Source organism: Yoonia sediminilitoris, assembly GCF_003058085.1.
GTDB lineage: Bacteria > Pseudomonadota > Alphaproteobacteria > Rhodobacterales > Rhodobacteraceae > Yoonia > Yoonia sediminilitoris.
On sequence record NZ_QBUD01000001.1, the window covers coordinates 876,491 to 888,111 of the forward strand.

Consider the following 11,621-nt stretch of genomic DNA (forward strand, 5'->3'; position numbering starts at 1 on the left):
ATTGCGCGCAGTCTGATGTCCTAGATGACATGAGGGCTGCCAATGCAAACAGTGATTGAAATTGCGACCGCCATCGTTGCGCGCGAGGGCGGCTATGTGAACGACTCCGACGATCCGGGCGGGGCAACAAATTTCGGCGTAACGATCCATACGATGCGCCGTCTCGGTATTGATCTGACGGGTGATGACAAGGTCACAGACGCTGACGTGCGGGCCATGACCAAGGACCGCGCGGTTGCGATATTCGTCGAACATTACTACGAGCGCCCCAAAATCGACAGGCTGCCCGCGCCTTTGCATGCCTCGGTTTTTGACATGTATGTGAACGCCGGCACCAATGCGGTGAAGATTTTGCAGCGCCTTTTGTGTGACATGCGTATTGCGGTTGTCGTTGATGGCTTTATCGGACCGCAGACCATTGCGGCGACTGAAAAAGCTTTGGCAGCCGCCCCGGATCACCTTGTCGATGCCTACGGCATTGCCCGGCGCAATTATTACTATGATCTGGCAGACCGTCGCGTGAACAGTCGCAAATATGCCCGCCGCCGCAATGGTGGAAAGGGCGGTTGGATCAGGCGCGCGGAAGAGTTCATTTCTGAACGCTACCATCTGTCGGACAACCAACATCAGAAAAGGACAGCAAAATGGGGCTGATATCAGGCTTGATGAATTTCCTGTTTGGCGATGGTCGCAATCTGGTTGTCGAAACCGCAGAGGTTTTCAAGGAAAACACCGAAAAAGGTGCAGTCCGCGAAGCGCAGGCGCGCTCTGACAGCTTGCAGCAGTTTGCCGCTGAATTCATGCATCCGCGACGTGGTGTCTTTGACCGTTTGGTTGATGCGCTGAACCGGCTGCCGCGTCCCTTGCTGGCGTTGGGAACGATCTGGCTGTTTGTGACAGCGATCCAAAGCCCTGAAACCTTTTCCGAAGGCATGAAAGGGATTGCATTGGTCCCCGAACCGCTATGGTGGATGATGGGGGCGATCGTCAGTTTCTACTTTGGTGCGCGTCATCAGGCCAAGGGACAGGATTTCCAACGGTCGGTTGCAAGCAGCCTGATGTTGGCACAGACTCTCAAGGGGCCAGAGGCTCCAGAACAGCCCGACGGCGCGCCACAGGCACCGTCCGCGCCAAATGCAGCCCTTTTGGACTGGCAGGGGAAAAATGGAAAATGACTGGTTCAACAGGCTGGAACAACGGGTCATCCAGTTGGAAACACGCAATGCAGTTGACGATGTGCATCGCGGCAATGTTACGTCACGGCTGACAGCCATCGAAGACACGTTGCGATGGCTGGTGCGGCTGATTATCGGTGGTTTACTGATGGGCGGACTGACTTATGCACTGAAAACGGGCCTCGCGTAACCGGCTTTGGAGTGAAGAGAGAAAACATCGGGTTAGAATTGCGCGATTGTGCTGCAACTGTCGAAAATTTGACCGGGCAACTATGTTGTCCGGTTTCGCTTTGCAGTATGACTTCCCCATGATTACAGAACTCGGGCATTACGCATTGATTCTGGCCTTTGGCGTTGCCATCGTCCAGATGATCATTCCCATGGTTGGGGCGCATCGTGGTAACGCAGGTTGGATGGCCATGGCTGTGCCTGCCGCGTCCGTGCAATTCATACTGGTTGCAGGGTCTTTTGCCGCTTTGACATGGGCATTTGTGACGTCGGATTTTTCGCTCCGGCTGGTCTACGCCAATTCCCACACTGACAAGCCGATGATCTACAAAATCTCGGGCGTGTGGGGCAATCACGAAGGGTCGATGCTGCTTTGGGTGCTGATATTGGCGCTGTTCGGGGCCTGCGCAGCCTGGTTTGGCGGCGGGCTACCCGACCGTCTGCGCGCGCGGGTACTTGCGGTGCAGGCGTCAATCTCGGTCGCGTTCTATGCCTTTATCCTGTTTACATCGAACCCGTTCCTGCGGCTGGCGGTGCCGCCACTTAACGGGCGCGATTTGAACCCGCTCTTGCAAGATCCCGGTTTGGCTTTCCATCCGCCGTTTTTGTATCTGGGCTATGTCGGACTGAGCATGGCATTTTCATTTGCCATCGCGGCCTTGATCGAAGGGCGTGTTGACGCAGCATGGGGCCGCTGGGTGCGACCATGGACGTTGGCGGCATGGATGTTCCTGACGGTAGGCATCGCGCTTGGGTCATGGTGGGCCTACTACGAATTGGGTTGGGGCGGTTTCTGGTTCTGGGATCCTGTTGAAAACGCATCCTTTATGCCTTGGCTGATCTCGGCGGCATTGTTGCATTCGGCCATTGTCGTGGAAAAGCGCGAAGCACTGAAAAGCTGGACCATTCTGCTGGCAATCCTTGCGTTCGGCTTTTCGCTGCTGGGGGCCTTTATCGTGCGCTCTGGCGTTCTGACCTCGGTCCATGCCTTTGCCAACGACCCCGAACGCGGCATGTTGATCCTGATCATTCTGGCTGTCTTTCTGGGCGGGGCGCTGACGCTTTTTGCGGCACGCGCCGGTGCGATGGAAGCCAAGGGTGTGTTTTCAGTGGTGAGCCGTGAAAGCGCCTTGGTGCTGAACAATATACTTTTGGCCGTCAGTGCCTTTGTCGTCTTTATCGGGACAATCTGGCCCTTGGTGGCAGAAGTGCTGTTCGGGCGCACCTTGTCGGTGGGGCCGCCTTTCTTTGATGCGGCCTTCACGCCCTTTATGGTGGCGCTGGCGATTGTGCTGCCGCTGGGGTCGGTCATCGCATGGAAGCGCGGTACTCTGGAGCGCGCGTCAAAGTCGCTTGGCATGTGGCTGCTGCTCGCGGTGGCGCTCGCGGGGCTGGCCTTTGCCATTCAAAGCGGGAAGTCGGCTTTGGGGCCGGTCGGTGTTGCCCTTGGTGTCTGGGTCGTGGGCGGCGCGCTTGCCGATTTGTGGATGCGCAGTGGCCGCGAAGGCTGGACCGTGCGCTTGCGCCGTATATCGCGCTTGCCGCGCGCCGACTGGGGCAAGGCCACGGCGCATATCGGCATGGGTGTCACGATCTTTGGGATTGCGGCAATGCTGGCATGGCAAAAGGAAGATATCCGCGTCGCCGACATTGGCGATCGTTGGGAAGTCGGGCAGTTTGGCTTCGGGCTTGAAGATGTCGAGCGTTTGCAGGGCCCGAATTACGTGACGACGCTGGCAACCATGTCGGTCTGGCAGGGCGACAGGCAGATCGCCACGCTCAAGCCTGAAAAGCGGTTCTATCCCGTCGCCAACATGCCCACAACAGAGGCCGCCATCCGTAACGGCATCTTGCGCGACATCTATGTCGTGATCGGTGATCCGCAGGATGCAGGCGGGTTTGCAGTGCGTGTCTATGTCAAACCCTTTGCTAACTGGATTTGGGGCGGTGCGATCCTGATGGCTCTGGGCGGCTGTTTTTCACTGTCGGATCGTCGTTTGCGCGTCGGGGCAGCGGCGGCCAAACGGACAAACGCGGTGCCAGCAGAATGAGACAGCTTTTGATCCTGCTGGCCTTTCTTGCAACGCCCCTGTGGGCGGTAGAGCCGTCCGAGATGCTTGATGATCCCGCGCTAGAGGAGCGGGCGCGCGCGGTGTCACAAGGGTTGCGCTGCCCGGTTTGTCAGAACGAAAGCATTGACGAATCCAACGCCACATTGGCCAAGGAACTGCGCATCGTGCTGCGTGAACGGATTGTCGCGGGCGACAGCGACCAAGAGGCGGTTGATTATATCGTATCCCGTTACGGCGAGTTCGTGTTGCTGCGTCCTGACGCACAAGGGGCCAATCTGATCTTGTGGCTTGCAGCACCTGCGCTGTTTCTGATGGCCCTTGGTGTCGGCTGGACAGTGATCCGGCGGCGCAAACCAGCGGAAGAGGGGCTGACGGCAGAAGAAAAGGCCGAACTGGACGAAATTTTACGCTCCTGACGTACGGTTGGGCTTTCCTGAACTGATCCGTTCAGTAAGTTGGGGACAACGCATTATTGGGGGACCCCGCGCATGGACTATCAGGCAATCCAACTTGTCATCCGTAATTCCGTCGCTGTTATCACGCTGAACCGGCCAACGGTTATGAATGCGCTGAACACGCAAATGCGGGCCGAAATCACCCATGCCTTCAAAGCAGCGGAAAAAGAGGCCCGCGTCATAATCATGACAGGGGCAGGCAGCGCCTTTTGTTCGGGGCAGGATTTGGGCGATGGCGGTTCTGCTGCGAATATCGACATGGAGCGCACGCTACGCGACGAATATGTGCCGATGCTCAAGGCGATCTTTGATTGCCGTGTGCCAACGATTTCTGCGGTCAATGGGGCTGCTGCGGGTGCGGGGGCCAATCTGGCTTTGGCCGCCGACGTGGTGATCGCGTCAGAGGATGCCTATTTCGTGCAGGCCTTTACCCGCATTGGCCTGATCCCGGATGCGGGTGGCACCTATTGGTTGCCCCGCCAGATGGGTGCTGCCAAAGCGATGGGGGCTGCTCTGTTTGCCGATAAGATCAGCGCGAAGCAGGCCGCGGACTGGGGCATGATCTATGAAACCGCACCCGCGGACACGTTTCTGGACCATGTGCAAAAGCGTGCCGCCCACCTGGCAACAGGGCCGACCGTTGCCTATCGCCAATTGAAAAAGGCGATCCGTGGATCGTTCGAAAACTCGCTGGATGAACAGTTGGCGCTGGAAGCAAGGTTGCAAGGCAAATGCGGTATGACGCGCGACTTCCAGGAAGGTGTCGTGTCCTTCCTTGAAAAGCGCGCGCCCCGTTACGAAGGGCGTTAGATCGCAGCCATCAGCGCCTTTGCATCAGGGGGTGGTGCCTGTTCGATCCGGCGGTAGATCTTGCCGTCTTTCGTGCGTTGCACCATCCGGTGATCAACCAGTGATCGGCGCAACAGCGCATGGTCGCCAAAGCTGTGGCCAGCATTCAAGATTGCGTTGACCTGTTTTTCGCTCAGGTCAGTGCGGGCGGGCAGGGCCGCCCAGAACGGCCAAAGGCAAAGCCCCTGAATGGCGGTTTGTTTGGGCCAGCGGATCATGATCCCATTGTCAAACGTGCGCAGGGCTTTCCCCAGTTGCTTGCTTTGCGCCGGTGTGCGTGTCGCAGGTCTTGCGGCTTTCAGATGTTGAAAGTTCTCATATCCCGCAGCCTTGGCCACCACGCCCAGCATGGTGGCATGTCCGGGCAGTTCATCGCGTTGTATCAAGGCGTTTCGCAAGTCCTTGGTGAATGCGGACAGGTCGGTAATCGTGATGGAAATCATTTCTTTTGGCATGCTCTGGCCCTTTTGATCATCGCCGGAACCCGCTCGGGTTTGATGGTCGCCCTTGTCGCCCGGCTGAAAAGGTCAGCGGTGCAAATCTGCCAATATCAGGTTTAGCGTGGCCCGTGGCCGGGCTGGCGACGCCTTGGTGAACTGATGACCGCTTCTTGATTAGCGCAAAGTCGCGGGGCGTGGCAAGGCAAAGTAGACGCTGTCAGACCAGACGCCATTGATGCAAAATGTATTCCTTGCGCGGTGCGTTTCCGCGAACCCCAGCGATCTGAGCAATCCACAGGATGCATGATTTTCAGGGTCCGCGTCCGCAGTCAGTCGGGCATGGTCTGTGTTGGCAAACAGATAGGGGATGATGGCACCCATAGCCTCGGTCAGGATGCCTTGGCGCCAATAGTCGGGATGCAGCATGAAGCCGATTTCATCATGTCGAAAGTTTCCCGCATTTCCAATATATTGATCGCCCATCGTGATCTGGAAATTCAAGGGGGCCACCTGCCATGCGGCGATCCGGCGATCCAGCAGTTCCTGTGTGATGTCGGCTGTCGCGTGCGGTTCTGTTGACCAGTATTTCATCGCACCCGGGTCGCTGTAGGTCGCAAACATTGCGTCCAGATCACGCGGCACGGGGCCGCGCAATTGCAGGCGCGGTGTGGTCAGGACCACCATAGGAAAGGGCCGCCCGAGGGCAGCCCTACCTGATTAGCGTTTTTCGATATCGACATAGTCGCGGGTCGTTTCGCCCAGATACAGCTGTCGGGGGCGACCGATCTTTAGTTGTGGATCGGCCAGTTGTTCTTTCCATTGGGAAATCCAGCCCACAGTCCGGGCCAATGCAAAGATCGGCGTGAACATTGATGTGGGAAAGCCCATCGCCTCAAGGATGATACCGGAATAAAAGTCCACATTCGGGAACAGCTTCTTGTCGGCGAAATAGGGATCTGCAAGCGCCTGCTTTTCCAGCTCTTTCGCAACCTGAAGGATCGGGTTGTTTTCCACGCCGAGTAAATCAAGAACCTCATCCGCGCTTTCTTTCATGACCGTCGCGCGCGGGTCGAAGTTTTTGTAAACGCGGTGGCCAAAGCCCATCAGGCGATAGCTGTCGTTCTTGTCCTTGGCGCGGGCGATAAATTCAGGAATGCGGTCAGGCGTGCCAATTTCCTTGAGCATTTCAAGACAGGCTTGGTTTGCCCCACCATGGGCAGGCCCCCAAAGGCAAGCGATACCCGCGGCAATACAGGCAAAGGGGTTCGCACCGGATGATGACGCCAAGCGCACCGTCGAGGTCGAGGCGTTTTGTTCATGGTCGGCATGCAGCGTGAAAATCCGGTCCATCGCGCGGCTCAGGATCGGGTCAACTTGATAGTCCTGTGCGGGGACAGCAAAGCACATGTGCAGGAAGTTGGCCGCATAATCCAGATCATTGCGCGGGTACACAAACGGTTGGCCGATCGAATATTTATAGGCCATCGCAGCCACTGTCGGCATCTTGGCAATCAGGCGGATCGTTGCAACTTCGCGCTGGTGCGGGTCGCTGATGTCGGTGGAATCGTGATAAAATGCAGACATCGCTCCGACAACACCAACCATGGTCGCCATCGGGTGTGCATCGCGGCGGAAGCCGCGGAAGAAGTTATGCATTTGTTCGTGGATCATCGTGTGATTGGTCACGAGCGATTCAAAATTTTCCAGCTCCTCGGCAGAGGGCAATTCACCGTAAAGCAGCAGATAGCAGACTTCGAGATAGTGGGACTTACTGGCCAGCTGGTCGATCGGATAGCCACGGTGCAAAAGCTCGCCTTTGTCGCCGTCAATAAAAGTGATCGTACTGTCGCACGCGGCGGTCGAGGTAAAGGCGGGGTCGTACGTAAAGACGTTCGCCTGCGCATAAAGCTTGCGGATATCAACAACATCCGGCCCGTTGGTGGGGGAATGGATTGGCAAGTCGTACGTCTCACCTTTGATGGTGAGCTTTGCGGTATCGGTATTTTGAGCCATGTGCATTTCCCTATCTCAGTTGGCGCGCAGTCAATGCGTCGCAAGCGCAGCGATGTTGATCCCGTTCAGCTCGTCCCTACTCGAAACGAACGCGTTTCAGGTACTTGCATCTTGCAGGCGGGCAATGGTTTCGTCCCGACCCAGAACCAACATCATATCAAACACACTCGGAGAGACGGCGCGCCCGGCCAAAGCCGCGCGCAGCGGCCCAGCAAGTTTGCCCAATTTCATGTCGTGGCTGGCAGCAACGGATGAAACCACACTCTCTAGTATATCACGTGACCAGCTAGCATTTTGCAACTGCGGCGTCAATTCGCCCAGTATACCACGGGATACATTATCAAGGTTTTTTGCAGCTTTTTCATCGGGCACAATTGGACGTTCGTTCAGAATAAACTGCGCTTTTTCAATAAGATCAGGGAATGTCTTGGCCCGTTCTTTCAAGCAATAGAGGGCACGCAACATTCCGTCCGCCTGCGCATCCGACAAAGGTGTTTCGCCTTTTGCGCGCAGATAGTCCTGCATTTCTTGCAGCAGTGCAGCATCGTCCGCAATCGCGATGTGTTGTCCACAGATGTTTTCAAGCTTCTTGAAGTCAAAACGCGCCGGAGATTTGCCGATTCCGCTCAGGTCAAACCACGCTTTGGCCTGCGCGTCGGTAAAGAATTCATCGTCGCCATGGCTCCAGCCGAGGCGCGCCAGATAGTTGCGCATGCCTGCTGCCGGATAGCCCATCGCCTGATATTCAGCTGCCCCCGTCGCGCCGTGACGTTTTGACAGTTTTTTTCCATCAGGTCCAAAAATCAGGGGGATATGCGCCAGCGTGGGTTTGTCCCAACCCATCGCGTCATAGATAAGATTTTGCCGAAAGGCGTTGGCCAGATGATCATCACCCCGGATCACATGAGTGACTCCCATATCGTGATCGTCCACGACAACGGCAAGCATATAAACCGGGGTCCCGTCAGAACGCAGCAGCACCATGTCATCCAACTGGTCATTGGACCATGTCACATCGCCTTGCACTTCATCATGCAGGGTCGTCTGGCCGTCGCGCGGGGCCTTGATGCGGATCACGTAAGGTGCATCGGGGTGCGCGCTGTCGGGCTGGTCGCGCCACGGCGACCTGAACAGGGTCGATGACTTTTCAGCGCGTGCCTTTTCCCGGAACGTCTCGATTTCTTCTTGTGTGCTAAAACACTTATAGGCGTGACCATCGGCCAGCAGGGCGTGGGCCACTTCCGCGTGGCGGGTGGCATGGTCGGATTGACTGCTGACATCGCCATCCCAATCCAGCCCAAGCCAGTTTAACCCGTCCAGAATAATCTGCGTGTTCGCGTCGGTTGAGCGCGCCTTGTCGGTGTCTTCGATCCGCAACAGGAACTTTCCGCCGCGACCGCGTGCATAAAGCCAGTTGAACAATGCCGTGCGGGCGCTGCCGATATGCAGCGCACCAGTGGGTGACGGGGCAAAACGTGTGACAACAGTCATGGCGGAATTAACCTTTCGCTAACCAGCTTTGCCCTAAACTCGGGCTTTGGCAGGGGATAGAAGACTGCGGGGTGAAGGACAAGTGCGCGCCGTGATCGAACAAACGCTGCTGGCCCAGCGTGGCGCGCTTATCGGATGGGTGCCGGTCTGTCTGGGCATTGGCATCGGGCTGTATTTTTCGGCTCAGCAGGAACCGGATTTTGTTTTGCTGGCGGGGCTTGCCATGGCCGCAGTGTTTCTCGCTGTGCTCTGGCGGCTGGTGAATGTGGCCTACGCGCCCGTTTTCATGGCGATGATCCTTGTGCTGACGGGAATTGGTCTCGCCAAGTTCCGGACCGATCATGTGGATGCACCGGTTTTGGGCTTTCGCTACTACGGACCGATCCAGGGCCGCATCGTCAATATCGACAGGTCCGCAAGCGACGCGCCGCGATTGACGCTTGATCACGTGGTTCTCGAACGCATGTCGTCGGAACGCACACCCGCACGTGTGCGCGTGTCGGTACATGGCGATCAGCTGTTGACGTCATACGAACCTGGCGAAACGCTTATCATGACCGGACATTTGTCACCGCCCGCAGGCCCGGCCGAGCCTGGGGGATTCGATTTTCAACGCCACGCATGGTTTCTCAAACTGGGTGCCGTGGGCTACACAAGAACGCCGGTGCTGCGATGGGAAACGCCGCAAGGGGCAGGGTGGGGCATGGCGATTTTTACTGCCCGCATGCGCCTTTCGCATGCGGTCCAGACGGCGATGCCGGGAGAGACCGGCGCATTTGCTGCCGCAATCATGACCGGGGACCGGTCAGCGATGGGGCAGGACACGCTGGCAGCGCTGCGCGCATCCAATCTGGCGCACCTGCTGGCCATATCCGGCCTGCATATGGGGCTGCTCACGGGCTTTGTCTTTGCCCTGATCCGCGGCGGATTGGCCTTGATTCCGGTCATTGCACTGGGCTGGCCCACCAAGAAAATCGCGGCGGTCTGCGCTTTGGTCGTGGGCGCATTTTATCTGGCGTTGTCGGGTGGCAATGTCGCGACAGAGCGGGCCTATATCATGGTTGGGGTCATGTTTGTGGCCGTCTTGCTGGACAGGCGTGCGCTGACGCTGCGGGCCGTCGCGATGGCCGCGATTATCATTCTGGTCTGGCAACCCGAATCGTTGATGGGGCCGGGGTTCCAGATGTCATTTGCGGCGACGACGGCGTTGGTGGCAGTGTTTGGATGGTTGCGCCGCTTTGACACGTACAAGCTGCCAAAATGGGTGCAAGGGGTCATGTCCGTTGTGATTTCGTCGGCTGTTGCAGGCTTTGCCACGGCCCCTTTTGCAGCCGCCCATTTCAACCAGATCTCGCACTATGGATTGATCGCCAATCTGCTGAGCGTTCCGCTGATGGGGATGCTTGTGATGCCGGCAGCGGTGCTGACGGCCTGCCTTGCACCAATCGGCGGTTGGAAAATCGGCCTGTGGTTCATGGACCTGGGATTACGGTGGATATTATATGTGGCCGAGAATGTGGCGGGGCTTTCCGGCGCGCTGAGCCATGTTGTGGCACCCCATGTTGCGGTCTTGCCGATCCTGACTATCGGGCTGTTGTGGGCGGTTCTGTGGCAAGGGCGCGGGCGCTACGCAGGCGGCGTTGCGGTGGTGGTTGCCCTGTTGATCTGGCAGCAATCCACGCGGCCTGACCTGCTCGTGGCGGATAACGGCAGTCTGCTGGGCCTTTCCAGTGATCAGGGGCGCGTGCTGTCAAAACCGACTGGCAGTAGCTTTGTTGCCGGTATCTGGCTTGAAAATGATGGCGCCCCCGTCGCACAGGACATTGCAGCATCGCGCAAAGGCTTGCAAAGGGCAGGGCGTGTCGTGACCGCGCATTTGGGGCCGTGGCAGATCACGCAGGTTTCTGGCAAAACGGCATTGGCGGATTTGACAGGGTGCGGTGGCGCCGATGTGCTGATCAGCAATCAGGAGGTGCCAGAGGCGCGGCCCTGCCTTGTCTTTGATATCAAGGCGTTGCGCAACACGGGGTCACTGGCGCTAAGTCAGGATGCAACCGGTCAACTGGTGGTCACGACGGCCCACGGGGTCGCAGGCAACCGTCCATGGAACCGGCGGCAAGGACCAGCCCAACCGCCCATTGTTCTTAAACCTTAATAACTGCGGATCAGGCCGACCAGACGGCCCTGCACTTCGACCTGCTCTTCACGGAAAACGCGGGTCTCGTAGGCCGGATTTGCCGCCTCAAGCGCGATCATTTTGTCTTTCTTGCGGAAGCGTTTAAGCGTTGCTTCGTACCCTTCGACAACGGCGACAACAATATCGCCATTCTCTGCCACGCTGGTTTCGCGGATAACCACCACATCGCCTTCGTTGATGCCAGCGTCGATCATCGAATTACCTTTGACTTCAAGCGCATAGTGGGCGCCTTGACCAACCATGGACTGCGGCACGTGCACCTTGTTGTTGGCGTCGCTGACAGCCTCTATCGGGACACCGGCGGCGATCTTGCCCATCAACGACAGTTCCACCGCGCCGCCCGAGATTTCCATCGCGGCGGGGGGGCGCTGGTCGGGCTTGTCGCCGTCGATCACGCGGGGCGAAAAGCCGCTATTGCCCTGCATCGCATCCGGCAACTTGACGATTTCCAGCGCGCGGGCGCGATGGGCCAGACGGCGGATAAATCCGCGCTCTTCCAATGCGGTAATAAGCCGGTGGATCCCGGATTTTGAGCGCAAGTCAAGCGCCTCTTTCATTTCATCAAAACTGGGCGGCACGCCGTCGCGCTGCACCCGCTTGTGAATGAATTCCAACAGATCGAGTTGTTTCTTGGTCAACATAGGCTGCTCCCCTCACAGGTTTTGCATATGTTCTACTCATGTTCCTGTTTTGTGTCAACG

The 11,621-nt window shown here is 57.7% G+C and carries 12 protein-coding genes; 7 read left to right on the forward strand and 5 right to left on the reverse strand.

Annotated features, from left to right (window positions below; translation table 11 throughout):
* The first annotated feature begins 42 nt into the window (after positions 1-42).
* The 6 genes from C8N45_RS04305 (at position 43) to C8N45_RS04330 (ending at position 4,740) form a co-directional block, all read left to right on the forward strand.
* A complete protein-coding gene (locus C8N45_RS04305; protein ID WP_108384924.1) occupies positions 43-654 on the forward strand; it encodes a holin-associated N-acetylmuramidase in 612 nt (203 codons plus the stop codon).
* Entirely contained in the window at positions 645-1,175 is a 531-nt protein-coding gene (locus C8N45_RS04310) for a holin family protein (RefSeq protein ID WP_108384925.1), read from the forward strand. Before C8N45_RS04305 ends, C8N45_RS04310 begins: the two co-directional genes overlap by 10 nt.
* A complete protein-coding gene (locus C8N45_RS04315) occupies positions 1,165-1,365 on the forward strand; it encodes a hemolysin XhlA family protein (RefSeq protein WP_108384926.1) in 201 nt (66 codons plus the stop codon). The genes C8N45_RS04310 and C8N45_RS04315 overlap by 11 nt, the downstream gene beginning before the upstream one ends.
* A gap of 118 nt (positions 1,366-1,483) precedes the next feature.
* Positions 1,484-3,454, forward strand: a complete 1,971-nt coding sequence (locus C8N45_RS04320; RefSeq protein WP_108385164.1) for a heme lyase CcmF/NrfE family subunit — start codon at positions 1,484-1,486, stop codon at positions 3,452-3,454.
* Entirely contained in the window at positions 3,451-3,891 is a 441-nt protein-coding gene (locus C8N45_RS04325; RefSeq protein WP_108384927.1) for a cytochrome c-type biogenesis protein, read from the forward strand. The genes C8N45_RS04320 and C8N45_RS04325 overlap by 4 nt, the downstream gene beginning before the upstream one ends.
* A gap of 72 nt (positions 3,892-3,963) precedes the next feature.
* Positions 3,964-4,740: an enoyl-CoA hydratase-related protein gene (locus tag C8N45_RS04330; protein ID WP_108384928.1), complete on the forward strand. Its 777-nt coding sequence runs from the start codon at positions 3,964-3,966 to the stop codon at positions 4,738-4,740.
* Here the strand turns inward: C8N45_RS04330 and C8N45_RS04335 are convergent.
* The 4 genes from C8N45_RS04335 to gltX all read right to left on the reverse strand — a co-directional run bounded on the left by C8N45_RS04335 (position 4,737) and on the right by gltX (position 8,723).
* Positions 4,737-5,234 (reverse strand): DUF2087 domain-containing protein, encoded by a 498-nt coding sequence (locus C8N45_RS04335; RefSeq protein WP_108384929.1) that lies wholly within the window; start codon positions 5,232-5,234, stop codon positions 4,737-4,739. The two genes, C8N45_RS04330 and C8N45_RS04335, sit on opposite strands and share 4 nt — an antisense overlap.
* Positions 5,235-5,393: 159 nt before the next feature.
* Positions 5,394-5,903: a GNAT family N-acetyltransferase gene (locus tag C8N45_RS04340; RefSeq protein WP_108384930.1), complete on the reverse strand. Its 510-nt coding sequence runs from the start codon at positions 5,901-5,903 to the stop codon at positions 5,394-5,396.
* Between the two features lie 33 nt (positions 5,904-5,936).
* The gene (locus C8N45_RS04345; protein WP_108384931.1) at positions 5,937-7,232 is read right to left on the reverse strand and encodes a citrate synthase; all 1,296 of its coding nucleotides are present in this window, start codon (positions 7,230-7,232) and stop codon (positions 5,937-5,939) included.
* A gap of 96 nt (positions 7,233-7,328) precedes the next feature.
* Positions 7,329-8,723 carry a glutamate--tRNA ligase gene (gene gltX, locus C8N45_RS04350; protein ID WP_108384932.1) on the reverse strand — a complete coding sequence of 465 codons (1,395 nt, stop codon included), beginning with the start codon at positions 8,721-8,723 and terminating at the stop codon, positions 7,329-7,331.
* A gap of 91 nt (positions 8,724-8,814) precedes the next feature.
* Here gltX and C8N45_RS04355 point away from each other — a divergent pair, with 91 nt between their 5' ends.
* Positions 8,815-10,878 (forward strand): ComEC/Rec2 family competence protein, encoded by a 2,064-nt coding sequence (locus tag C8N45_RS04355; RefSeq protein ID WP_108385165.1) that lies wholly within the window; start codon positions 8,815-8,817, stop codon positions 10,876-10,878.
* Here the strand turns inward: C8N45_RS04355 and lexA are convergent.
* On the reverse strand, positions 10,875-11,561 hold the full coding sequence (gene lexA / locus C8N45_RS04360) for a transcriptional repressor LexA (protein WP_108384933.1): 687 nt from the start codon (positions 11,559-11,561) through the stop codon (positions 10,875-10,877). The genes C8N45_RS04355 and lexA overlap by 4 nt on opposite strands.
* Positions 11,562-11,621: the final 60 nt, after the last annotated feature.